The organism is Vibrio cidicii, assembly GCF_009665415.1.
In the GTDB taxonomy this organism is placed as follows: Bacteria; Pseudomonadota; Gammaproteobacteria; order Enterobacterales; family Vibrionaceae; genus Vibrio; species Vibrio cidicii.
Genome location: NZ_CP035921.1, coordinates 1,069,439 through 1,092,591, shown reverse-complemented (window position 1 = coordinate 1,092,591; position 23,153 = coordinate 1,069,439). Strand labels below are relative to the sequence as shown.

The window sequence follows — 23,153 nt, the reverse complement described above, 5'->3', positions numbered from 1 at the left end:
GACAATTCAGTTTGCACACTGGCTGCTGCAAGCTTCTGACATAAGTGAATCTCATTTTGACTGATTTTGCTGAGCGACTCGAGTTAGTTGCACGAAACCCTGAAGTGTTCAAACAGTTTGGCCGCGGTGTGGAAAGAGAAACGCTGCGTTACAGTCAGCAAGGGCGAATTGCCACTACGCCGCACCCGCAAGGGCTCGGCTCTGCCTTCACTAACCAATGGATCACCACCGACTTTGCCGAGTCGTTGTTGGAGTTCATCACGCCAGTGTCGCATGACATTGATGAGCTGATGAATCAGCTTCACGATATTCACCACTTCACCCAAACGAAACTTGTTGATGAGAAGATGTGGCCGATGTCGATGCCTTGCTATGTGGAGAACGAAGATCAGATAGCGCTGGCACAATACGGGACTTCCAATTCAGCCAAAATGAAGACGCTTTATCGCGAAGGTCTGAAACGTCGCTATGGCAGCTTGATGCAGATTATTTCTGGGGTGCATTTTAACTTCTCATTCCCGGAGAGTTTCTGGGATGCGCTGTATGGCGAGCAAGAGGACGCAGAGCGTCAAGAGAGCAAATCGGCGGCCTATTTTGCCCTGATCCGCAACTACTACCGTTTTGGTTGGCTGATCCCCTATTTCTTTGGTTCTTCACCAGCCATGTGTTCATCTTTTTTGCAAGGTCGTAAAACCACATTACCGTTCGAGTGCATCGGTAAAACGCTCTACTTGCCGCACGCCACGTCTCTGCGCTTAAGTGATTTGGGCTATACCAACAGTGCGCAAAGTGGCTTGAAAATTGGCTTTAACAGCATTGAAGAATACCTCGATGGACTGGGGAGAGCGATTCGTACTCCGTCTGCTGAGTTCGCGCAATTGGGTGTAAAAGTCGATGGCGAATATCGTCAATTGAACAGCAATGTGCTGCAAATTGAAAATGAGTTGTACGCACCGATTCGTCCTAAACGGGTTACGCGTGCGGGAGAAAAACCGTCAGAGGCGTTAGCGCGTGGCGGAGTCGAGTACATTGAAGTACGCTCGTTGGATGTTAACCCATTTAGCCCGGTGGGCGTGACTGAGGAACAAGTGCGCTTCTTGGATCTCTTCCTCACTTGGGCGGCGCTGACCGACTCTGATCCGATGGACAACTGCGAGCTGGCGTGCTGGCGTGAGAACTGGAACAAAGTGGTGACCTCTGGGCGTCAGTATGGTTTGGAGCTGCAAATTGGTTGCAAAGGGGAGAAACTCACCTTGCAAACTTGGGCTCATCGCGTGTTTGCCGAGCTGCGCCTCGTGGCGGAAGTGATGGACAGCGCTCTTGGTACCCAAGCTTACAGTGCGGTATGTCAATCATTGGAAACTTGGATTGAGCATCCTGAACGTACCCTCTCTGCCCAGCTACTGGATCTGATTCAGCAGCAGGGCGGTTTAGGTAGCACCGGATGTGCCTTGGGCAATGCGTATCGCGAAAGCAATTTGGCTCACGAGTATCGTCATTTTACTCAGCAGCAGATGGAACAAGAGGTGCTTGAATCGCGCCGCAAACAGCAAGAGGCTGAACAAGCCGATGAACAGGATTTTGATGCTTTTCTCGATGCCTATTTTGCCTACCTTAAATAGTTTTAGCCGCACCGGGAGCACACAAGTGCGAGTGTTGGGATTCGTTGTGCTTGGGCTGATGACAGGATGCGCGACCACACCGCCGACTCAGCAAAGCAATCTGTGTGATATCTTTCGGCAAAAGCCGGGCTGGTATGAAGATGCGCTGGAGATGGAAAAAGAGTGGGGCACACCTATTCACGTCGCGATGGCGTTTGTCAAACAGGAAAGTGCTTTTCGCCACGATGCGCGGCCAGCGAAAGATTATCTACTGGGCTTTATTCCTTGGGGACATGTGAGCAGTGCTTATGGTTATGCCCAAGCGCAAGATCCGGCTTGGGCAGACTTTCAGCAGGCGACAGGACACGGTGGTTCGCGCACCAATTTCGACGATTCTTTGATGTTTATTGGTTGGTACACCAGTGAAACGCGTAAGCAACTAGGCATTTCACTGTGGGATCCGTATCGTCAATATTTGGCTTATCATGAAGGGCGTGGCGGTTTTAAGCGCAATACGCATCAGAAGAAGCCCGCGCTGCTGCAGGTTGCACGCAAAGTAGAGCAACAAGCGAAAGAGTATGGCTGGCAACTGAAACAGTGTCGCCAGGAGTTGGAAGATAACCGAAGCTGGCTATTTTAGAGTTTAAGTGAGCCAGTCACGTCCTTCATGCAATGTAGGGACGATGCAATCAGGAGAGATGCAATGCCGTTATTAGATAGTTTTACCGTCGATCACACGAGAATGCAGGCACCGGCCGTGCGTGTTGCCAAAACCATGCAAACGCCAAAAGGTGACACCATTACCGTGTTTGATTTGCGTTTTACTGTGCCAAACCAAGACATTTTGTCGGAAAAAGGGATCCACACCTTAGAGCATTTGTATGCAGGCTTTATGCGCAAGCACCTTAATGGAGAGAGTGTAGAGATCATCGACATTTCGCCAATGGGATGTCGCACTGGTTTTTACATGAGCCTGATTGGTGCGCCGACAGAGCAGAGCGTTGCTGCTGCGTGGCAAGCATCGATGGAAGATGTGCTGAAAGTGGAAAGTCAGAACAAGATCCCAGAGCTGAACGAGTACCAATGTGGTACGGCGGCGATGCACTCGCTGGAAGAGGCAAAACAGATCGCCAGCAACATTCTCGCCGCGGGTATCTCAGTCAATAAAAACGACGACTTAGCATTGCCAGCAGAGATGCTCAAAGAGTTGAAAGTCGACTAGTTCGCTTTGAGTTATTTGAGTTAATAGACAAAGTATAAGGCCCAGAGTATCACTCTGGGCCTTATACTTTGGTGTTGCGAAAAACAAAACTTAACTGCTTTTTCGTTTGCGTTTAGGGAATACTTTCACCAGCTTAATCCGGTTTTCTTCCAGTGCGACGATTTCCATCGGATGCCCGGCAACCCGCACGCTGAGGTGACTTTCGGGGATCTCTTCCAAATGCTCAAGGATCAAGCCGTTGAGTGTACGCGGGCCATCGGTAGGCAATTTCCACTTCAGCCCTTTGTTGATATCACGAATATTGGTTGCCCCTTCAATGAGAAAACTCCCATCGTTTTGCGGGGTGATTTCGTCAGAAAGGCTAGGCGCAATCGAGGTTGTGAACTCGCCAACAATCTCTTCGAGAATATCTTCTAAAGTCACTAGTCCGATGATGTCGCCATACTCGTCAACAATTAGGCCAATACGCTGTTTGTTACGCTGAAATTTGAGTAACTGTACGTTCAGTGGTGTGCTTTCGGGAATGAAATAGACCTCGTCAGCGGCGCGCAGCAACGTCTCCTTATTGAACTCGTTCTTTTCTAGCATCAAGCGATAGGCTTCACGCAGGCGTAGCATACCGACCGCTTCATCAATTTTATCGCGGTACAGCACTATGCGTCCGTGAGGAGAATGCGTCAGTTGGCGGACGATCGACTTCCAATCGTCATTGATATCAATACCTGTGATCTCGTTGCGCGGTACCATGATGTCGTTCACCGTGACATGTTCAAGATCCAAGATAGAGACCAGCATGTCTTGGTGACGACGAGGGATGAGGTTACCAGCTTCATTCACCACCGTGCGCAGCTCTTCGGAGCTAAGATGATCTTCACCGTGTTGTGCTTTTAAACCGAGTAAACGAATAAAACCGTTGGTAATAAAATTCACCAACAGCACCAGTGGTGAGAGGATTTTCATCAACAGTAGCAAGAGTATGCTACTGGCATAAGAGACTCGTTCAGGGTAGAGCGCAGCAACGGTTTTTGGCGTCACTTCAGCAAAAACCAGCACCACCAAGGTTAATACCCCGGTGGCGATAGCGACCCCAAGATCGCCGTACAAACGCATGCCAAGAATAGTAGCGATAGCCGAAGCAAGAATATTGACTAGGTTGTTACCAATCAGGATCAGACCGATGAGGCGGTCAGGGCGGCTTAGGAGCTTTTCTACTCGTTTTGCTCCTTTATGTCCGGTATTGGCAAGGTGCTTTAACCGATAGCGGTTCAGTGACATCATCCCTGTTTCTGAACCGGAAAAGTATCCCGAAATGACGATAAGACACGCGAGTAGCGCAAATAAGATACCCGTAGATATGTCGTCCAAAACTCAATATTTCCTTTTGGTTGGCTTGATTAATTAATGACTGAACCCGTTTCTAGTGTCAACGTTGCAAAAAGATTTTGTTTTGCTTGTCAAACGTAACTTCACGTTCCTATCGCAGAATAATCTCTTTCACAAAGCGGCTGCCAAAATACGCCAGAGTGAGCAAGCTTGCTCCCGCCACCGCAAACCAAGTGACTTTTTTCCCGCGCCAGCCTCGTTGGTAGTGCCCCCACAATAAAATCGAGTAGACAATCCAAGCAATAAAGGAGAGCACAGCTTTGTGCGCTTTCCCCTGGGCAAACATATCTTGCACAAACACAAATCCGGTGATGAGCGTCAGTGTGAGGAGAAGATTGCCGATCAGAATAATTTTGAATAAATGACGCTCTACCAACATTAAGGGCGGCAAATTGGGATTGATCGCCAAAGCTTTCTTGGTTTTCAATTTATGATCGAGCCAAGCTAGCTGTAACGCATACAAGGCGCCGATGGTTAGTGTTGCGTAGGAAAATAGAGCCAGAGAGATATGGATCAGCAACTTGGGATCATTTTCCAAGTGCTTAATAAACGTGCTGGGCAAAAACGTCGCGGCAGAAAGATTGATGGCCGCAAAACTGTAGACCACGGGCAGCAGGAACCACAAGCGGTTTTTGAGCATCGCCGCACTCATCACCAGTGAAATGAGGAAACTGATCAGAGACGCGACGTTCAAGATGCTGAGATTTTGTCCGTAACCATCGAAAATCAGATCGCTTAACAGCCAAGCGTGAAAACAGAGCGCTAAAACCGCGCTCACCAGTACCGTTTTGGCTTTAATCCCCGTTTGGTGGTAAAGCCCGGGTACTATGGTCGCAATCGCTAATCCGTAAAGAATTGTCGCACCGATGGCAATTATGCTGTCCATATATCCGAAAGTTGGCAAAAAGAATGGGGCAAGTATACCTTGCAACTTGGTTCGGGGCTACGTTCAATCATCAACAATGGTGAGAGTTGAGATATTGAAATTAATAACTTACCCCCAATAGTGTGGATTAGAGCGGTTTCGCGGGTATCTCTAGACGATCGGCTAAGGTATACTCACGACAATTTATCGCCGGATTAAGCGAAGAGATAAGCATGTTTGAGAATTTAACGGATCGATTATCCAAAACGCTGAAAAATATCAGCGGTAAAGGTCGTCTGACAGAAGACAATATCAAAGATACCCTACGTGAAGTGCGTATGGCTCTACTGGAAGCTGATGTCGCTTTGCCAGTGGTGCGTGAGTTTGTTGCACGCGTGAAAGAAAAAGCGGTCGGAGTGGAAGTGTCGAAATCACTCACGCCGGGGCAAGAGTTTATCAAGATCGTGCAAGGTGAGCTTGAAGCGGTGATGGGCGAATCGAACGAAGCGCTTAATCTTGCTGCTCAGCCTCCTGCCGTGATTTTGATGGCCGGTTTGCAAGGTGCGGGTAAAACCACCTCGGTCGGTAAATTATCTAAGCTATTAAAAGAGCGCGATAAAAAGAAAGTTTTGGTCGTCTCTGCCGACGTTTACCGCCCAGCGGCGATCAAACAGCTCGAAACCTTGGCAAGCGACATTGGTGTCGATTTTTTCCCATCATCACCGGATCAAAAACCGCTTGATATCGCTAATGCCGCCATTGATCACGCGAAGAAGAAATTTTTTGATGTCTTGATCGTCGATACCGCTGGCCGTTTAGCGATTGATGAAGCCATGATGGCGGAAATTCAGCAACTTCACTCGGCCATCAAACCGGTCGAAACCTTGTTTGTGGTTGATGCCATGACGGGTCAAGACGCGGCCAATACCGCGAAAGCCTTTGGAGATGCGCTGCCATTAACTGGCGTGATCCTGACTAAAGTAGATGGTGATGCTCGCGGCGGTGCGGCGCTCTCTGTGCGCCATATTACTGGCAAGCCAATTAAGTTCTTGGGTGTGGGTGAAAAAACCGACGCGCTAGAGCCTTTCCATCCAGATCGTGTGGCGTCACGCATTCTGGGGATGGGCGACGTACTGTCGTTGATTGAAGATCTGCAGCGTAATGTCGACCATGAAAAAGCACAAAAGCTCGCTCAGAAATTCAAAGAGAAGAAGGGCTTTGATCTGGAAGATTTCCGCGAGCAGCTTGGCCAAATGCAGAACATGGGTGGCATGATGGGCATGCTCGACAAATTGCCGGGGATGTCGCAACTGCCTTCAGACATCAAAGACAAAGTTGATGACAAGATGTTCAAGCAGATGGAAGCCATCATCAACTCGATGACAATGAAAGAGCGTCAAAACCCTGATCTGATCAAAGGCTCGCGTAAGAAGCGCATTGCGGCGGGTTCTGGTACTCAGGTACAAGATGTCAATCGTCTTCTTAAGCAATTTACCCAAATGCAGAAGATGATGAAGAAAATGCAAAAAGGCGGCATCAAAGGCATGATGCGCAATATGCAGGGCATGATGGGTGGCATGGGCGGCGGTGGTTTCAACCCATTCGGTCGCTAAACCACACTGGGTTCTAGCGACCAAAGCGCTAGAACCCAAAACTCTGCTCGAGCTCTCCCTCTTCATCTTTCAAGCTGTTATCTTCATCACAAACTTGAATTGCAACTTATGTTGGCGAAAAAATGGCTATTCCCCTTGCATTGATTCGCAATAAGAGTAAAATTCCGGAGCTTTATTTTGGCACGAGACCCCAAACTGTTTAGTGATAGATGGTTTCTGGGGTTAATTTTATTTTTGAGAAAGCAAAGAGGACGACATGGTAACCATTCGTTTGGCACGTCACGGCGCGAAAAAGCGTCCATTCTATCAAATCGTAGTAGCGGACAGCCGCAATGTTGCAACTGGCCGTTTCATCGAGAAAGTGGGTTTCTTTAACCCAACTGCACAAGGTCAAGAAGAAGGTCTACGTATCGACCTAGATCGCGTTAACCACTGGGTTGGTCAAGGCGCATCTCTGTCTGACCGCGTTGCTAAGCTAGTTAAAGACGCTCAAAAAGCGGCTTAATTTAGACACTAGTTATGTCGATGAAAGGTAAAGAAACAATGAGTAAAGAACGAATTGTAGTTGGTAAATTTGGTTCTACTTACGGCATTCGTGGTTGGCTCAAAGTTTTTTCCTACACAGACAATGCCGAAAGTATATTTGATTACAGCCCTTGGTATATTAACCAAAAAGGTGTGTGGGTCGAGTTCAAGGTCGAAAGCTGGAAACGCCATAACAAAGGTATGGTGGTAAAGCTTGACGGTATTGATGTGCGTGAAGATGCGCATTTGCTGACCAACCTTGAAATCTCCATTGACCCTGCTGTATTGCCAGAATTGTCAGAAGATGAGTTCTACTGGCGAGAATTGTTTGGGATGAACGTAGTAACCACACAAGGTTACGATCTGGGTGTCGTGACTGACATGCTGGAAACGGGCTCCAACGATGTTCTGGTGGTCAAAGCAAATCTAAAAGATGCTTTTGGGCAGAAGGAACGATTAATTCCGTTCCTTGAAGAGCAAGTGATCATTAACGTTGATCGCCAAGCTCAACGGATCGAAGTTGACTGGGATCCTGGATTCTAAGCTCCAAAACCTCAGAGCGAGATACACATGTGGGTTGGCATTATTAGCCTATTTCCTGAAATGTTCCGTTCTGTTACCGATTTTGGAGTAACAGGTCAAGCGGTTAAGAAAGGTCTACTGTCGATTGAGACATGGAATCCTCGCGATTTCACTCACGACAAACATCGCACTGTTGATGATAGACCTTACGGTGGCGGCCCCGGTATGTTGATGATGGTTCAGCCTTTGCGCGATGCCATTCACGCAGCCAAACAAGCCTCACCGGGTAAGACGAAAGTCATTTATCTCTCTCCTCAAGGTCGCAAGCTCGACCAAAGAGGCGTAGAAGAACTGGCAACCAATCAGAACATGTTACTGATTTGTGGTCGCTACGAGGGGATAGATGAGCGTGTCATCCAAGCAGAAGTTGATGAAGAATGGTCAATTGGTGATTTTGTGATGACGGGTGGTGAGCTGCCAGCCATGACGTTAATTGACGCAGTGTCTCGGTTTATTCCGGGCGTACTTGGGGATTTTGCGTCAGCGGAAGAAGATTCTTTCGCCAATGGCTTGTTAGATTGCCCTCACTATACGCGTCCTGAAGTGTTGGATGACAAACAAGTACCTGCGGTGCTGATGTCAGGCAACCACAAGGAAATTCGTCGCTGGCGACTGAAACAGTCGTTAGGCCGTACCTGGCAAAGAAGACCAGAGCTCCTGGAAAACCTAGCTCTGACTGACGAACAGGAACAATTACTTGCCGAGTTTATTGAAGAAACTCACCCTAAGCGTAAGTAACCTATTTAATTTAGTATCAGTTTATTCTAGGAAATTTTAAAAATGAGTAACATCATCAAAGCTCTTGAGCAAGAGCAAATGAAGCAAGACCTACCTAAATTTGCACCAGGTGACACTGTTGTTGTTCAAGTTAAGGTAAAAGAAGGTGACCGTGAGCGTCTACAGGCTTTCGAAGGCGTTGTAATCGCAATCCGTAACCGTGGTCTACACTCTGCATTCACTGTACGTAAGATTTCTAACGGTGAAGGTGTTGAGCGTACGTTCCAAACTCACTCTCCAGTAGTTGCTAGCATTGAAGTGAAACGCCGCGGTGCAGTACGTCGTGCCAAACTGTACTACCTACGCGACCTATCTGGTAAAGCTGCTCGTATCAAAGAGAAGCTTACTAAGAAGTAATGCTAGAACTCGCGTTCTCATAGTAAAAAGCGGAGCCAGCAGGCTCCGCTTTTTTGTATCACTAAATCCGCACTGTTGGCGAAATGGCTCGGCTTGCGGCCTAGAGTAAAATGGTAAAAACGACCAAATAAAAAAAGGTTGACGCGTTACCATCAACCCTTTTCAATTCCTAGCACCTAGCACCTAGCACCTAGCACCTAGCACCTAGCACCTAGCACCTAGCACCTAGCACCTAGCACCTAGCACCTAGCACCTAGCACCTAGCACCTAGCACCTAGCACCTAGCACCTAGCACCTAGCACCTAGCACCTAGCACCTAGCACCTAGCACCTAGCACCTAGCACCTAGCACCTAGCACCTAGCACCTAGCACCTAGCACCTAGCACCTAGCACCTAGCACCTAGCACCTAGCACTTAGCACCTAGCCACCTCGCTTAGTACTGTTCTTCCGACCAACCATCACTGTCAGACATATCCGGCGCGCCCGGGATAGACTTCTCTTCGTCGGCCCATTCACCAAAATCGATCATTTGGCATTTTTTACTGCAAAACGGGCGATGTGGGCTTTGCTCGCCCCATTCCACGTCCGTGGCACATTGAGGGCATTTAACAATAGTGATTTTTTTCATAGCGATAGAACCGTAAAACGAATGGATTTGCGAACAACAAAATAGTAACGCAAAGCAAAATGAAAATAATGAAAAGCGTGAGCCTTAACTGCAAACCGCCAAATCAAAACTCACGTCTTGACTACAGGCTTGACCAGTTTCAAAGCTAATGAACTTGATGGCAAAGCGGTTTTTATGTCCGGAAATCATCGGATAAACACCAAACTCCATCGGGATATGCAGGCGAAGGATGTTCGCTTCTTCAGCATCACTTTGGAAAAAACCATTGCGTGCGATCTGGCTTCTGAAATAGCCAGTTTCCCGAGTCAGTTTCAGCCATAAATGCAGTGCATCTGAGAGCGGTTGTAGGCTATTGAGCCACTTTTGCGCGTCGTGCTTTTTACGCTCCAGTGGCAAATGCAGCCAATAATGTAAGGCGGGCAAATCAAAGCAGCAAGAGCCGCCGGGTAGGCTAAAGCGTTGACGAATCGAGCTGAGAAAACGATCTTCTTTGAGTGATTGGCCAAAACGTTCGGCATGCATCAAAGCGCTGTGAGTGCGATCGGCTTCATCGAGCAGAGAACGCAGGGTGACTTGATCCACTCCGTCGACATCCAACCAACTGCGGTACAGCAAGCGCTGCTTTTCAATATCTTTAGCCAATTCGCTTTTGAGTTGAATTTGTTCGAAAATCTCCAATAAGTCGAAGATCGAACGGAAAAAAAGCTGATACTGATGATTTTCCGCAAAACAGGAAGCCACGTGAGCCTGCCTTAAGAGTGACTCCACTCTCAGGTAAATACGCGTTTTTTCATTTAATGGATGTTCGAATTTGTGCGTGGTCATCTAACTGGCCTGTAAACGTTTCTCACTTATTTTCACCGATTTTGCTGGCTCATGGCTAGGTACTTTTGATGTAAATTTGTGACTTGCAGCAAAAGATCTTGGTCTGTTGCGTTATTTTTAATCACATCATTCGCGATGGCGAGACGTTCATGGCGGCTGGCTTGTGACTGGAGGATCGCCTTGACCTGGGTTTCCTCCACACCATCACGTCGCATTGTGCGTTCAATTTGCGTTTGCTCATCAACATCCACGACTAACACACGATCGCACAAGCTTTGCAGTTGGTTTTCCACCAGTAAGGGAACCACCAACAGAGCGTAAGCCGATTGCACGCAGCGCAAGTCGTCAATCATCTTTTGCCGAATCAATGGATGAAGCAACTGATTTAACCACTGCTTCTCTGCAGGGTGAGAGAAAATCCGTTCGCGTAATTTGGCGCGATTTAAACGGCCATCGGGCAAAAGTATTTCTGCGCCGAAATGGTCAACAATTGCGCCAAGCCCCGGGGTATCAGGCTCGACAACCTGACGAGCGACCACATCGGCATCAACCATATCAATCGAAAAATGGTGATGAAAAAGGTTGGCCACGGTAGTTTTGCCACTGGCGATACCACCTGTTAAACCGACGACAAACGCCATGTTACGCCCCCATCATTACGCTGAAATACCAACTCATTAACGACTCGCCCCACATTAATGCGACCCAGCCAGCGATGGCGAGATAGGGGCCAAAAGGAAACGCTTTTTCGATGCCCTGTTTTTGTAAGCGAAGTTGGATCAGGCCAAAGATTAGCCCAACCACCGAAGAGAGCAAAATGATCATCAGAAGTGATTGCCAGCCTAGCCAAGCACCGAGCGCTGCCAATAACTTAAAATCACCATACCCCATGCCTTCTTTGCCTGTCATCAGACGGAAAAGGTGATAGACAGACCAAAGGCAGAGGTAGCCTGCCATGGCGCCGATCACCGAGTTTTGCAAAGAGACAGGGCTGATTTCCAGCAGCGCAAGGGCAATACCGGACCAAGTTAAAGGCAGGGTCAGTTGATCTGGCAATAGCATGGTATCGAGATCGATAAAGGTCGCAGCGATCAAGGTAAAGGTGAAAAACAGCAGTGCCAGCGAGTAAAGGCTGTAGCCAAATTTCCACGCCACCAAGGCGCATAGGGTTGCGCTGAGCAGCTCAACCGCAGGGTAGCGGCCACTGATCTTGCTTTGACACTGATGACAGCGCCCTTTGAGCAAAAACCAACTTAGCAGCGGAATGTTATCGCGGATACGAATCGGCGTATGGCACGTTGGGCAAGTGGAACGCGGCGTGCTCAGAGTGAGAGTTTCCTTCGGCGTGGGGATGGCGTATTGAGGAAAGGCCTCGGCACATTCTCGTTGCCATTCCAGTTCCATCATTTTCGGCAAGCGATAAATAACCACGTTGAGAAAGCTACCGACAATCAAGCCAAATAACGCCGCTAGGCCAACATACAGCCAAGGATAGTAGTGCAATGCATCCATAAAAATTGGGTCTCGTGTCGCCACTTTGCTGCTGGCAACAATCAATGATTGAAATATTGACCAATAAAAGGCGACGATGGGTGCAACACTGCCAAAGCAGCACGACACACAGTGTCAAGCACTTGGTCAGAAAGGCATATTAGCCCATAACACTCATTAAGTTAAATATTGGTAGGTACATGGCCGCGACCAAACCGCCGACGACCACGCCGAGAAAAACGATGATCAGCGGCTCGAGGATCTTACCGAGGTTGTCTACGGTGTTGTCCACCTCGAACTCATAGATGGTCGCGATTTTATTGAGCATATCGTCAAGACGCCCCGACTCTTCGCCGATCATCACCATTTGCAGCACCAGTTCAGGAAACGCGTTGCTGTTGCGCATCGCAATGTACATCGGCATTCCTGCGGCGGTGTCGCGATAAACACTTTCAATCGCGTATTGATAGTGCAGATTGCCTGACGTTTTGCTGGTGGTTTGTAAGCTGGTTAGAATCGGGATGCCCGAGCTAAAACTGGTGGCTAATGTACGGCTGAACTTGGCAATCGCCGCTTTGGAAAATACGCCACCGAGTACCGGGAGCCTCAAGCTGAGGCGGGCAAACTTCAGTTTAACCTGATCGGACTTGCGACTGATGCTGCGCATCAGGTAAATGGTGCTGATAAGGGCGATAAAAAAACCGCTACCGTAAGCTTGGACAAAGTCCGATAAATCGAGCACTTTCTGCGTAAACCAAGGCAGCTCGGCACCAAAGCCGACAAACATTTTGCGAAACTCGGGAATCACTTGCGTTAGCATCAGATAAGAGACGCCCAAGGCGACGAGCACCACCATGCAAGGATAAATCAATGCTTTGATCACTTTGGAACGCAGCTCTTCACTTTTTTCTCGATAGAGCGCCAAGCGTTCGAATACCAGCGCAAGGTTGCCTGACTGCTCGCCCGTCGCGACCAAATCCGTGTACAGCCCATCAAAGTGATGGCTGGCGGTTCGTAAGGCTTTGGACATTGGTGTGCCTGCTTCAATCGCTTTACTCACGTTGGTTAAAATGGACTTCATCTCCGCTTTGCGGTGGTTATCGGCGACCAGTTTTAGCGCTTGTAGGATAGGAACACCCGTGGCGAGCATGGTCGAGATTTGGCGGGTAAAGAGAGTGATGTCGCGGCTTTTGACTCGGTGGCTCATGCGGGTCAGTATTGAGACGCTGGATTTTTTTATCTTGCGGATCTTGATGTGCTGCGCATGCAGCTTGTCACGCACTTCGATTTCACTAATGGCTAACACATCACCCGACACTTTTTTGCCTGAGCTATTGATGCCCTTCCAACGGTAATTTTTAATCTGCACAGGCGCGTTTACCTTCATGATCTCTCCTTTATAGCGGGTTTACAGGTAGAGCACGCGTTGCAGCTCTTCAATGCTGGTGATACCTTGCTTGACCTTTTCTAGCCCAGATTCTCGAAGCGTCAGCATGCCATTTTTTCTGGCGAGCATTTCCAAGCTTTGTACTGAGGCTCCTTTAATTAGCGCCTCGGCCATGGCATCGTCAAAGGGCATCACTTCGTAGATGCCGACGCGCCCTGAATACCCTTGATTGCATTCGTTACACCCTTGAGGATTGGCACGATACAACCCATCCTGCTGGCTTAACCCTAGCTCTTGTAATGCTGGTGAAAGGTGTTGTGGCTGCTTGCAATGGCGACACAAACGGCGGGCTAGGCGCTGAGCGATAATTAAGCTCAATGAAGAAGCGAGGTTGAAGCTGGCAATGCCCATGTTCGATAGGCGTACTATGGTCTCTGCGGCCGAGTTGGTATGTAGGGTGGATAGCACCAAATGCCCCGTTTGCGCGGCTTTAATGGCTATTTCGGCGGTTTCCAAATCGCGAATTTCACCGACCATGACAATATCGGGGTCTTGACGTAAAAATGATCGCAGTGCCTGCGCAAAGCCAAAGCCGATTTTTGGCTGCACTTGCACTTGGTTAATGCCGGGCAAGTTAATCTCTACCGGATCTTCGGCGGTAGAGATGTTGACCTCAGGGCGATTGAGTAGGTTTAAACCGGTATAGAGTGAAACGGTTTTGCCGCTGCCGGTTGGGCCCGTCATCAAGATCATCCCTTGCGGTTTGCGCAGCGCGTTGAGATAGAGCTGCTTTTGCGTTTCGCTGTAGCCGAGTTTATCAATGTCCAAGTTGCTGCTGGAACTGTCGAGCAGGCGCAACACGATTTTCTCTCCAAACAGCGTCGGTAGGGTAGAAACGCGCATATCAATCGCGGTGCTTTGGTTCAGCTTGAGTTTGATGCGGCCATCTTGCGGTAGACGCCGCTCGGCAATATCCAGCTTAGCGAGAATCTTAAGCCGTGCCGAGAGTCGACGGCTCAAATGGCTCGGTGGCTGCTGCACTTCGACCAAAATACCATCGCAGCGCAAACGCACGCGATACATCGCTTCATAGGGTTCAAAGTGAATATCGGATGCGCCTTTACGCACCGCATCGAGTAAGATCTGGTTGATAAAACGGCTGACGGGGGAGCTGTCTTGGCTGAGATCTTCAATATTGTCGACTTCATCGGCTGCCACATCAACTAAGTTGGCCAGCTCATCTTGGTGGATCTCTTTCAGTCCTGAGCGGTTATCTTGAGAAAGGGTGCGGCCATATAGGCGACGTATTGCCCCTTGCAACTGCTTAACATCGGCCAACACCATTTCCACTTGCAGCCCTGTGGCAAAGCGAAAGTCATCTTCGGCCTGTAAATTGGTTGGGTCGGCACTGGCGAGAATCAGCGCTGAGCGATTTTTTTGTAGCGGCAGGGCTTGGTGGCGGGTAATCAGCTCGCGCAACCCCAGTTGGTTGCACACGCTTTGGTAGCCATAGTGGCTAAGCTCGACGGGCGGCAAATCAAATAGCACGCTGAGATGTTCAGTCAGTTCTTCGGCTTGGAAAAAGCCCAGTTGCAACAACACTTCCGGTGCACTGGCACCGGAAGCGTTGAGGTGTTCCAAACAGGCTTGCTCTTGCGTTGGGCTAAGTAGAGTCGCTTGGCGCAGAACAGTAGTAAGACTGGTAAGCATCTATTTAACAGGGCACCAGTCATCAATGGAACTTTGTTGTGCAGCTGCTTTCTCACATGTTATTGCCCATGTTACACCAGCTGTATTCAAGGTCGGTGTGAGTTTTATTTTGTCCCCTGCCACTAGTTTTCCTTTAGTCGCGCCAGTATCAACACTTGCTTGTACTGTTGGTGAAGCACCGCTAGCCCCAGCTATAGATTCTATTGAAAACGCACCAAGATCTTGTTTAGCAGGAACACCACCATTTCCTGAAGAACAGTTTGCGTTGCCACTAATTAAACATATACCTACAGCTGTTTTCATTGCTGAAGATGCACTAAGCATCTCGCTTGCATGAGCGCGCATTGTATAATTTTGATACGCTGGTACAGCAAACGCTGCCAAAATACCAATAATTGCAACCACTATCATTAATTCAATCAGGGTAAAGCCCTGCTGCTTTGTTACTCGGTTATGTTTTTTCATGTCGTTTCCTTGAATTCGGTTGAATCATGCTGCGTGAGCATGTTGAGCAGATTATGCAAGGTGTTGAATTGTTGGAATATCGACGCGATGACATCGCGAGTGAGCTAAAACTCTTTCATCGCCAATTACATACGATTCGCAAGGTTTTGCGAGTGGGGTAAGGTTTTAAAACGAAAAAGGGGCCGTTGGCCCCTTATAAATAACATCTTTGTTAACTATTTGAAACGCATGGATAAATCCATCGCCTTAATATGTTTGGTCAGCGCGCCGACGGAGATGTAGTCCACGCCCGTTTCGGCATACTCGCAAATGGTGTCTAAAGTGACGTTGCCAGAGTTTTCCAGCGCTGCTCGGCCAGCGTTAATGGCCACCGCTTCTTGCATCATCTCTATGGTGAAGTTGTCGAGCATGATGATGTCGGCGCCCGCTTCAATCGCTTGGCGCAGTTCATCGAGATTTTCGGTTTCGACTTCCACCGGTTTGCCGGGGTTAAGCTCTTTGGCTTTAGAGATTGCTTGAGTAATGCCGCCGCAAGCAATGATGTGGTTTTCTTTGATCAGATAGGCGTCAAAAACGCCGATACGATGATTAAAACCGCCGCCACACGCCACCGCGTATTTGAGCGCGCTGCGCAGGCCCGGAATGGTTTTGCGCGTATCAAGCAGTCGACACTGTGTATGAGCAATTTTTGCCGCGTACTGGGCGGTCACGGTCGCACAGCCTGAAAGGGTTTGGATAAAGTTCATCGCATTGCGCTCGCCGGTCAACAGGTCACGAGCAGGGCCTGTGAGCGTGCATAGGGTTTGGTTCGGCTCGACACGATCGCCATCTTTGACATGCCATTCGATCGTCACACGTCCGCCAAGTTGCTTGAACACTTCATCCGCCCATGCTTGACCACAAAAAACACCGTGTTCGCGAGTAATGATGGTGGCGCTATTGATCGCATCGGCTGGGATAAGAGAGGCGGTGATGTCGTTGGCCGCATCCAAACTGCCACCGAGATCTTCTTTTAAGGTGTCGGTCACTGAGCGGGTAATTTCCACAGGAAGCTGCTGCTGCAAATAGTCAAGGCGTTGTTGGCTGTTATGTCTGTTGTTCATCGCAAATCTTATCTTGAAAGGTCGTTGGCAAGGAATGATACTCTCGGCTGGTAAGAATTTCAGCAGTTAATTTGTAAAGCAGAGAGGTGGATATGCAAGCTGTGATCACGCATGGATGGCTGCAAGGCGTTACCCATCGGCCGTCGCCTTTTTATGATGCCCGTCCGGCAGGGGAGCCGGTCTCACTGCTGGTGATCCACAACATCAGTTTGCCGCCAGGCGAGTTTGGTGGCCCCTACATTGAAGATTTTTTTCAGGGGAATTTGTCGCCCGACTTGCATCCCTTTTTTCAGGTGATAGCGAAAATGCGGGTATCGGCCCATTGCTTGATAAAACGCGATGGCGATATTGTGCAGTTTGTCTCTTTTGACGATAGAGCTTGGCACGCTGGTGCTTCCAGTTTTGCTGGCGTTTCGCGGTGTAACGATTATTCCATCGGCATTGAGTTGGAAGGGACAGATTTTGTCGCTTACACCCCAGAGCAATACGCTGCGCTTGCCCAATTAAGCCAAACTATCATCGAACACTATCCGCACATTACGCCTTCGCGGATCACCGGGCATCAATACATTGCACCGCTGCGCAAAACCGATCCCGGTCTCAGTTTTGATTGGCGTCGTTACCGCGCCATGCTGCAAGGCGATGGCGATGGCGATGTGTAAAGCGGCGGTGAGTCCGCACTGGATAAGAGTCTTATGTCATAAAAAGGTAAGCTAAGTCGCTTACCTTTTTTATGCTAGCTAGTGGATGGAAAAAGCGTAACCCAGCGCCCGCTTTGACAAAATGAGCCGCGCTTAGGTTCGCGTATTTGCCATTTTGTGACCAAACTGACCAGCACGTTATTCTCCCATCTGTTTCTACTTTGTAATTGGTCAGACCAATTATATTGCTGTTTTAATCTTCGGATGTTATCAAAGTGTTGAGGCGTGAGCTGTTCTATGATTTAGGTCAACTTTTGGCTGGACAGTGGCGTTTAAATTATGTTAATTTCTGCACCAACTTAAAATTGGTATTACCAATTGCCAGCAAAGCGAATTGCTAGTGAATTCAAGAGTAGAAGAACAATAAATTATGGCTTATCAAAGGATTCGTCAGCCAAAGCTCTCCGATGTGATTGAACAGGAATTGGAGCGGCTGATAGTGGAAGGAACGCTCTCACCTGGCCAGCAACTCCCACCAGAAAGGGAGCTTGCCAAACAGTTTGAGGTTTCGCGCCCTTCCATCAGAGAAGCCATTCAGCGCCTGGAAGCCAAACGTCTACTGACCCGTCGTCAAGGGGGCGGAACGTTTGTCAGCGACCGCATTTGGCAGAGTTTTTCCGATCCTCTGCTAAATTTATTGTCTAGCCACTCAGAGACTCAACTGGACTTACTGGAAGCGCGTCATGCGCTGGAAGGTATTTGCGCTTATTTTGCGGCGTTGCGTGGTACCGAAGAAGATTTTGCCCGTATTCAAACCTGCGTTTCCCGAATCGCTGAGGTTCAGGAAAAGAAAGACGCCGATGCGGAAGCTGAACAAGTGATGGCGTTTCTCATCGCAATTACTGAAGCGGCACACAATGTCGTACTGCTGCACATCGTACGTAGCCTTGCGCCTTTGCTTGAGCAAAATATTCGACAGAATTTTAAATTATTACATCGCCGCCCAGAAGCGGTTGAGAAAGTAAGTAAGCACCGGGCTAATATCGTGGATGCGATTGTTTCAGGTCAGCCAGAAAAGGCGCGTGAAATGTCCCATTCTCACTTAGCTTATATCGAAGAAACGTTGTTGGATTTGACTCGTGAACAGACTCGCCGTGAGCGATCTCTGCGTCGAATTCAACAAGGTAATGAGCCGCAATAGTGGTTCATTGCGATTCAAACTAGATCCAACCAACAGAAGGATAGATCGCCATGTCTGACATGAAGCATGACGTAGATGCACTGGAAACTCAGGAGTGGTTAGCCGCGCTTGAGTCAGTTGTACGTGAAGAAGGCGTAGAGCGTGCGCAGTTCCTACTTGAAGAAGTTTTGGAAAAAGCACGTCTAGACGGTGTTGATATGCCAACCGGCATCACAACCAACTACATCAACACGATTCCTGCAGCCCAAGAACCAGCTTACCCAGGTGACACTACGATCGAACGCCGTATTCGTTCAATCATTCGCTGGAACGCGATTATGATCGTTCTTCGTGCATCGAAGAAAGATTTGGATCTGGGAGGCCATATGGCGTCATTCCAGTCGTCAGCGGCGTTCTATGAGACATGTTTCAACCACTTCTTCCGTGCTCCTAACGAAAAAGATGGTGGCGATTTGGTTTACTACCAAGGCCACATCTCTCCTGGGATTTACGCGCGTGCATTCGTTGAAGGCCGCCTGACTGAAGAGCAGCTAGACAACTTCCGTCAAGAAGTGGATGGCAAAGGCATTCCTTCCTACCCACACCCGAAATTGATGCCTGAATTCTGGCAATTCCCAACCGTATCTATGGGTCTGGGTCCAATTTCTGCCATCTACCAAGCCCGCTTCCTCAAGTATCTGGAAGGCCGTGGTATGAAAGACACCTCAGAGCAGCGCGTTTATGCGTTCCTAGGTGACGGTGAGATGGATGAGCCAGAATCACGCGGCGCGATCTCTTTCGCTGCACGTGAAAAACTGGACAACTTGTGTTTCCTTATCAACTGTAACCTGCAGCGTCTGGACGGCCCAGTAATGGGTAACGGCAAGATCATCCAAGAACTGGAAGGTCTGTTCAAAGGTGCTGGCTGGAACGTGGTGAAAGTTATCTGGGGTAACGGCTGGGATAAACTGCTGGCGAAAGACACCACAGGTAAACTGCTGCAACTGATGAACGAAACCATCGACGGCGACTACCAAACGTTCAAAGCGAAAGATGGTGCGTACGTTCGTGAGCATTTCTTCGGTAAATACCCAGAGACAGCGGCACTGGTTGCTGACATGACTGACGATGAGATCTTCGCGCTGAAACGCGGCGGTCACGAGTCTTCTAAACTGTACGCGGCGTTCAAGAACGCACAAGAGACCAATGGTCGTCCAACGGTTATCCTAGCGAAAACCGTTAAAGGTTACGGCATGGGTGAAGCGGCAGAAGGTAAGAACATTGCACACCAAGTGAAGAAGATGGATATGACGCACGTACTAGCGATGCGTAACCGTCTTGGCCTGCAAGATCTGATCTCTGACGAAGAAGTGAACAAACTGCCTTACCTGAAACTGGAAGAAGGCTCGAAAGAATACGAATACCTGCACGCTCGTCGTAAAGCGCTGCACGGTTACACGCCACAGCGTCTGCCTAACTTCACTCAGGAACTGGTTATTCCAGAACTGGAAGAGTTCAAACCGCTTCTGGAAGAACAGAAACGTGAAATCTCTTCAACTATGGCTTACGTGCGTGCACTGAACATCCTGTTGAAAGACAAAAACATTGGTAAGAACATCGTTCCTATCATCGCTGATGAAGCGCGTACTTTCGGTATGGAAGGTCTGTTCCGTCAAATCGGTATTTACAACCCACACGGTCAGAACTATACCCCTCAAGATCGCGATATCGTTTCTTACTACAAAGAAGCAACGTCTGGTCAGGTACTGCAAGAAGGTATCAACGAGCTGGGTGCCATGTCATCTTGGGTTGCGGCGGCAACGTCTTACAGCACCAACAACCTGCCGATGATCCCGTTCTACATCTACTACTCTATGTTCGGTTTCCAACGTGTTGGCGACATGGCATGGATGGCAGGCGACCAACAAGCGCGTGGTTTCCTACTGGGTGCAACGGCGGGTCGTACCACTCTGAACGGTGAAGGTCTGCAGCACGAAGATGGTCACTCGCACATTCTGGCGGGCACAGTACCAAACTGTATCTCTTACGATCCGACTTTTGCTTACGAAGTTGCGGTTATCATGCAAGACGGTATCCGTCGCATGTACGGCGATCAAGAGAACGTGTTCTACTACCTAACGCTGATGAACGAAAACTACGCGCATCCAGCAATGCCAGAAGGTTCTGAAGAAGGAATCCGTAAAGGTATCTACAAACTGGAAACTCTGTCTGGTTCTAAAGGTAAAGTTCAGCTGATGAGCTCAGGTACTATCATGAACGAAGTACGTAAAGCGGCTGTTATCCTGAGCGAAGAATACGGCATCGCCTCTGATGTTTACTCAGTAACCTCATTCAACGAACTGGCTCGTGACGGTCAGGCGTGTGAGCGTTACAACATGCTTCACCCAGAAGCAGAAGCGAAAGTACCTTACATCGCTTCAGTCATGGGTACTGAACCAGCAATCGCTGCAACCGACTACATGAAGAACTACGCTGACCAAGTTCGCGCGTTCATTCCTGCACAGTCTTACAAAGTACTGGGTACTGACGGTTTCGGTCGCTCAGACAGCCGTGAGAACCTACGTCGTCACTTCGAAGTGAACGCAGGCTACGTGGTTGTTGCAGCTCTAAACGAACTAGCGAAACGTGGTGAAGTTGAGAAATCTGTGGTGGCGGAAGCTATCAAGAAATTCAACATCGACACTGAAAAAACAAACCCGCTATACGCTTAATTGAAGGTAGGAAAAGCATGGCTATCGAAATTTACGTACCAGATATCGGTGCAGACGAGGTTGAAGTTACTGAGATTCTTGTAAGCGTAGGCGACAAGGTTGAAGAAGAACAATCTCTGATTACTGTTGAAGGCGACAAAGCTTCTATGGAAGTTCCAGCGTCTCAGGCAGGTATTGTTAAAGAAATCAAAGTAGTGGCTGGCGACAAAGTAACGACCGGCTCACTGATCATGGTCTTTGAAGCGGAGGGTGCAGCAGCGGCTGCACCAGCTCCTGCGGCCGAAGCAGCTCCGGTAGCGGCACCTGTAACTGCGGCAGCAAGTGAACTAAAAGAAGTTTGTGTACCGGACATCGGTGGCGACGAAGTTGAAGTGACTGAAATCATGGTTGCTGTTGGCGATTCAATCGCTGAAGAGCAATCTCTACTCACAGTAGAAGGTGATAAAGCGTCAATGGAAGTACCAGCGCCATTCGCTGGTACTTTAAAAGAAATCAAAGTTGCAACTGGCGATAAAGTATCAACTGGCTCACTAGTGATGATCTTCGAAGTGGCAGGTTCAGGCGCAGCAGCTCCTGCACCAGTTGCAGCAGCGCCAGCGGCGGCTCCAGCCGTTGCAGCACTGAAAGAAGTTAACGTTCCAGATATCGGTGGCGACGAAGTTGAAGTGACCGAAATCATGGTAGCGGTTGGCGATACAGTAACTGAAGAGCAATCTCTGATTACTGTTGAAGGTGACAAAGCTTCTATGGAAGTACCTGCTCCATTTGCTGGTACGGTTAAAGAAATCAAAGTTGCAGCTGGCGATAAAGTGTCAACTGGCTCACTGATCATGGTGTTTGAAGTGGCCGGCACTCCGGTGGCCGGCGCAGCGCCGGCAGCAGTCTCAGCACCAGCTCAGGCAGCAGCTCCAGCAGCTGCGGCACCGAAAGTTGAAGCTCCAGCGGCGGCAGCGCCTGCAGCGGCAACGGGTGACTTCCAAGAAAACAACGAGTACGCACACGCGTCTCCAGTGGTTCGTCGCCTAGCGCGTGAATTCGGCGTTAACCTGTCTAAAGTGAAAGGTTCAGGCCGTAAGAGCCGCATTCTGAAAGAAGACGTTCAAGCTTACGTGAAAGATGCACTTAAGCGTCTTGAGTCTGGTGCAGTTGCAGCGGCTTCTGGTAAAGGCGATGGCGCAGCGCTTGGTCTACTACCATGGCCGAAAGTGGACTTCAGCAAGTTCGGTGAAACTGAAATTCAGCCACTGTCTCGCATTAAGAAGATCTCTGGCGCGAACCTGCACCGTAACTGGGTGATGATCCCGCACGTTACACAGTGGGATAACGCAGACATCACTGAGCTAGAAGCATTCCGCAAAGAGCAGAACGCGATCGAAGCGAAGAAAGATTCAGGCATGAAGATCACGCCACTGGTGTTCATCATGAAAGCTGCGGCGAAAGCTCTGGAAGCGTTCCCTGCGTTCAACTCTTCTCTTTCTGAAGATGGCGAAAGCTTGATTCTGAAGAAATACGTGAACGTAGGTATCGCAGTCGATACGCCAAACGGTCTGGTTGTTCCTGTCTTTAAAGATGTGAACAAGAAAGGTATCTACGAGCTGTCTGAAGAGCTGGCCGTTGTATCGAAGAAAGCACGTGCAGGTAAACTGACGGCGGCAGACATGCAAGGCGGCTGTTTCACCATCTCAAGTCTGGGTGGTATCGGCGGTACGGCATTCACACCAATCGTGAATGCACCAGAAGTGGGTATCCTTGGCGTGTCTAAGTCTGAGATTAAGCCTGTGTGGAACGGCAAAGAGTTTGCTCCACGTCTGCAACTTCCTCTGTCTCTGTCCTACGACCACCGTGTGATCGATGGCGCTGAAGGTGCGCGTTTCATTACTTACCTAAACGAATGTCTGTCTGACATTCGCCGTTTGGTTCTGTAATAGAAAACTCCAGAGGCGGCCTTATGCCGCCTCTGTTAATAGAATTGTCTGACAGTTTGGTGAATCGCCATGATCCATTGGCTTTTTATGCACTGAATTGTCGTCTGGCTCACAGGCTAAATTGATTTACTTTTCACACC

22 protein-coding genes are annotated in these 23,153 nt (G+C 48.9%); 12 read left to right on the top strand and 10 right to left on the bottom strand.

What is annotated here, in order from left to right:
- Positions 1–56: 56 nt before the first annotated feature.
- From gshA to luxS, 3 genes are all read left to right on the top strand, one after another.
- Entirely contained in the window at positions 57–1,622 is a 1,566-nt protein-coding gene (gene gshA / locus EWA64_RS05915; protein ID WP_369435817.1) for a glutamate--cysteine ligase, read from the top strand.
- The gene (locus tag EWA64_RS05910; RefSeq protein WP_369435825.1) at positions 1,597–2,241 is read left to right on the top strand and encodes a transglycosylase SLT domain-containing protein; all 645 of its coding nucleotides are present in this window, start codon (positions 1,597–1,599) and stop codon (positions 2,239–2,241) included. Before gshA ends, EWA64_RS05910 begins: the two co-directional genes overlap by 26 nt.
- 63 nt (positions 2,242–2,304) lie before the next feature.
- Complete coding sequence (luxS, locus tag EWA64_RS05905) at positions 2,305–2,823, top strand: S-ribosylhomocysteine lyase (protein ID WP_039430460.1); 519 nt, start codon at positions 2,305–2,307, stop codon at positions 2,821–2,823.
- 90 nt (positions 2,824–2,913) lie between these two features.
- Here luxS and EWA64_RS05900 read toward each other — a convergent pair whose 3' ends face one another.
- Both EWA64_RS05900 and EWA64_RS05895 read right to left on the bottom strand, forming a co-directional pair.
- On the bottom strand, positions 2,914–4,188 hold the full coding sequence (locus tag EWA64_RS05900; protein WP_061893449.1) for an HlyC/CorC family transporter: 1,275 nt from the start codon (positions 4,186–4,188) through the stop codon (positions 2,914–2,916).
- Between the two features lie 109 nt (positions 4,189–4,297).
- Positions 4,298–5,092 (bottom strand): cytochrome C assembly family protein, encoded by a 795-nt coding sequence (locus EWA64_RS05895; RefSeq protein ID WP_061893450.1) that lies wholly within the window; start codon positions 5,090–5,092, stop codon positions 4,298–4,300.
- 212 nt (positions 5,093–5,304) lie between these two features.
- On the opposite strand from EWA64_RS05895, the gene ffh reads away from it, so the two are divergent.
- The 5 genes from ffh to rplS all read left to right on the top strand — a co-directional run bounded on the left by ffh (position 5,305) and on the right by rplS (position 8,925).
- Entirely contained in the window at positions 5,305–6,684 is a 1,380-nt protein-coding gene (ffh, locus tag EWA64_RS05890; RefSeq protein ID WP_061893451.1) for a signal recognition particle protein, read from the top strand.
- Positions 6,685–6,940: 256 nt separating this feature from the next.
- Positions 6,941–7,189 (top strand): 30S ribosomal protein S16, encoded by a 249-nt coding sequence (rpsP, locus tag EWA64_RS05885; RefSeq protein WP_011079541.1) that lies wholly within the window; start codon positions 6,941–6,943, stop codon positions 7,187–7,189.
- Between the two features lie 14 nt (positions 7,190–7,203).
- Positions 7,204–7,752 (top strand): ribosome maturation factor RimM, encoded by a 549-nt coding sequence (gene rimM / locus EWA64_RS05880; protein WP_061893452.1) that lies wholly within the window; start codon positions 7,204–7,206, stop codon positions 7,750–7,752.
- A gap of 27 nt (positions 7,753–7,779) precedes the next feature.
- Positions 7,780–8,529 carry a tRNA (guanosine(37)-N1)-methyltransferase TrmD gene (gene trmD, locus EWA64_RS05875; protein ID WP_061893453.1) on the top strand — a complete coding sequence of 250 codons (750 nt, stop codon included), beginning with the start codon at positions 7,780–7,782 and terminating at the stop codon, positions 8,527–8,529.
- A 42-nt stretch (positions 8,530–8,571) separates the two neighbouring features.
- A complete protein-coding gene (gene rplS / locus EWA64_RS05870; protein WP_039430454.1) occupies positions 8,572–8,925 on the top strand; it encodes a 50S ribosomal protein L19 in 354 nt (117 codons plus the stop codon).
- A 434-nt stretch (positions 8,926–9,359) separates the two neighbouring features.
- Here rplS and yacG read toward each other — a convergent pair whose 3' ends face one another.
- The 8 genes from yacG to nadC all read right to left on the bottom strand — a co-directional run bounded on the left by yacG (position 9,360) and on the right by nadC (position 16,535).
- Complete coding sequence (gene yacG / locus EWA64_RS05865) at positions 9,360–9,554, bottom strand: DNA gyrase inhibitor YacG (RefSeq protein ID WP_061895184.1); 195 nt, start codon at positions 9,552–9,554, stop codon at positions 9,360–9,362.
- 84 nt (positions 9,555–9,638) lie between these two features.
- Positions 9,639–10,379, bottom strand: coding sequence for a cell division protein ZapD (gene zapD, locus EWA64_RS05860; RefSeq protein ID WP_039430452.1), 741 nt, complete (start codon positions 10,377–10,379; stop codon positions 9,639–9,641).
- 32 nt (positions 10,380–10,411) lie between these two features.
- Positions 10,412–11,020 (bottom strand): dephospho-CoA kinase, encoded by a 609-nt coding sequence (coaE, locus tag EWA64_RS05855; protein ID WP_061895185.1) that lies wholly within the window; start codon positions 11,018–11,020, stop codon positions 10,412–10,414.
- Between the two features lies 1 nt (position 11,021).
- Entirely contained in the window at positions 11,022–11,891 is an 870-nt protein-coding gene (locus tag EWA64_RS05850) for a prepilin peptidase (protein ID WP_061895186.1), read from the bottom strand.
- Positions 11,892–12,030: 139 nt separating this feature from the next.
- Positions 12,031–13,257 carry a type II secretion system F family protein gene (locus EWA64_RS05845; protein WP_061895187.1) on the bottom strand — a complete coding sequence of 409 codons (1,227 nt, stop codon included), beginning with the start codon at positions 13,255–13,257 and terminating at the stop codon, positions 12,031–12,033.
- Between the two features lie 21 nt (positions 13,258–13,278).
- Positions 13,279–14,967 carry a type IV-A pilus assembly ATPase PilB gene (pilB, locus tag EWA64_RS05840; RefSeq protein ID WP_061895188.1) on the bottom strand — a complete coding sequence of 563 codons (1,689 nt, stop codon included), beginning with the start codon at positions 14,965–14,967 and terminating at the stop codon, positions 13,279–13,281.
- Entirely contained in the window at positions 14,968–15,432 is a 465-nt protein-coding gene (locus EWA64_RS05835) for a pilin (RefSeq protein ID WP_061895189.1), read from the bottom strand.
- 215 nt (positions 15,433–15,647) lie between these two features.
- Positions 15,648–16,535, bottom strand: a complete 888-nt coding sequence (gene nadC / locus EWA64_RS05830) for a carboxylating nicotinate-nucleotide diphosphorylase (protein ID WP_061895190.1) — start codon at positions 16,533–16,535, stop codon at positions 15,648–15,650.
- 92 nt (positions 16,536–16,627) lie between these two features.
- On the opposite strand from nadC, the gene ampD reads away from it, so the two are divergent.
- The 4 genes from ampD (at position 16,628) to aceF (ending at position 23,013) form a co-directional block, all read left to right on the top strand.
- On the top strand, positions 16,628–17,197 hold the full coding sequence (ampD, locus tag EWA64_RS05825) for a 1,6-anhydro-N-acetylmuramyl-L-alanine amidase AmpD (RefSeq protein ID WP_061895191.1): 570 nt from the start codon (positions 16,628–16,630) through the stop codon (positions 17,195–17,197).
- A gap of 409 nt (positions 17,198–17,606) precedes the next feature.
- The gene (gene pdhR / locus EWA64_RS05820) at positions 17,607–18,377 is read left to right on the top strand and encodes a pyruvate dehydrogenase complex transcriptional repressor PdhR (protein ID WP_039430445.1); all 771 of its coding nucleotides are present in this window, start codon (positions 17,607–17,609) and stop codon (positions 18,375–18,377) included.
- Between the two features lie 50 nt (positions 18,378–18,427).
- Positions 18,428–21,088: a pyruvate dehydrogenase (acetyl-transferring), homodimeric type gene (gene aceE, locus EWA64_RS05815; RefSeq protein ID WP_061895192.1), complete on the top strand. Its 2,661-nt coding sequence runs from the start codon at positions 18,428–18,430 to the stop codon at positions 21,086–21,088.
- Positions 21,089–21,105: 17 nt separating this feature from the next.
- Positions 21,106–23,013, top strand: coding sequence for a pyruvate dehydrogenase complex dihydrolipoyllysine-residue acetyltransferase (gene aceF / locus EWA64_RS05810; RefSeq protein ID WP_061895193.1), 1,908 nt, complete (start codon positions 21,106–21,108; stop codon positions 23,011–23,013).
- The last annotated feature ends 140 nt before the right edge of the window (positions 23,014–23,153 follow it).

Coding starts and splice junctions, on each gene's coding strand:
- EWA64_RS05835 (WP_061895189.1), bottom strand. CDS start 15,432: ATGAAAAAACATAACCGAGTAACAAAGCAGCAGGGCTTTACCCTGATT.
- rimM (WP_061893452.1), top strand. CDS start 7,204: ATGTCGATGAAAGGTAAAGAAACAATGAGTAAAGAACGAATTGTAGTT.
- luxS (WP_039430460.1), top strand. CDS start 2,305: ATGCCGTTATTAGATAGTTTTACCGTCGATCACACGAGAATGCAGGCA.
- ampD (WP_061895191.1), top strand. CDS start 16,628: ATGCAAGCTGTGATCACGCATGGATGGCTGCAAGGCGTTACCCATCGG.
- zapD (WP_039430452.1), bottom strand. CDS start 10,379: ATGACCACGCACAAATTCGAACATCCATTAAATGAAAAAACGCGTATT.
- aceF (WP_061895193.1), top strand. CDS start 21,106: ATGGCTATCGAAATTTACGTACCAGATATCGGTGCAGACGAGGTTGAA.
- aceE (WP_061895192.1), top strand. CDS start 18,428: ATGTCTGACATGAAGCATGACGTAGATGCACTGGAAACTCAGGAGTGG.
- trmD (WP_061893453.1), top strand. CDS start 7,780: ATGTGGGTTGGCATTATTAGCCTATTTCCTGAAATGTTCCGTTCTGTT.
- EWA64_RS05910 (WP_369435825.1), top strand. CDS start 1,597: ATGCCTATTTTGCCTACCTTAAATAGTTTTAGCCGCACCGGGAGCACA.
- pilB (WP_061895188.1), bottom strand. CDS start 14,967: ATGCTTACCAGTCTTACTACTGTTCTGCGCCAAGCGACTCTACTTAGC.
- EWA64_RS05895 (WP_061893450.1), bottom strand. CDS start 5,092: ATGGACAGCATAATTGCCATCGGTGCGACAATTCTTTACGGATTAGCG.
- nadC (WP_061895190.1), bottom strand. CDS start 16,535: ATGAACAACAGACATAACAGCCAACAACGCCTTGACTATTTGCAGCAG.
- pdhR (WP_039430445.1), top strand. CDS start 17,607: ATGGCTTATCAAAGGATTCGTCAGCCAAAGCTCTCCGATGTGATTGAA.
- rpsP (WP_011079541.1), top strand. CDS start 6,941: ATGGTAACCATTCGTTTGGCACGTCACGGCGCGAAAAAGCGTCCATTC.
- rplS (WP_039430454.1), top strand. CDS start 8,572: ATGAGTAACATCATCAAAGCTCTTGAGCAAGAGCAAATGAAGCAAGAC.
- EWA64_RS05850 (WP_061895186.1), bottom strand. CDS start 11,891: ATGGATGCATTGCACTACTATCCTTGGCTGTATGTTGGCCTAGCGGCG.
- ffh (WP_061893451.1), top strand. CDS start 5,305: ATGTTTGAGAATTTAACGGATCGATTATCCAAAACGCTGAAAAATATC.
- yacG (WP_061895184.1), bottom strand. CDS start 9,554: ATGAAAAAAATCACTATTGTTAAATGCCCTCAATGTGCCACGGACGTG.
- coaE (WP_061895185.1), bottom strand. CDS start 11,020: ATGGCGTTTGTCGTCGGTTTAACAGGTGGTATCGCCAGTGGCAAAACT.
- EWA64_RS05845 (WP_061895187.1), bottom strand. CDS start 13,257: ATGAAGGTAAACGCGCCTGTGCAGATTAAAAATTACCGTTGGAAGGGC.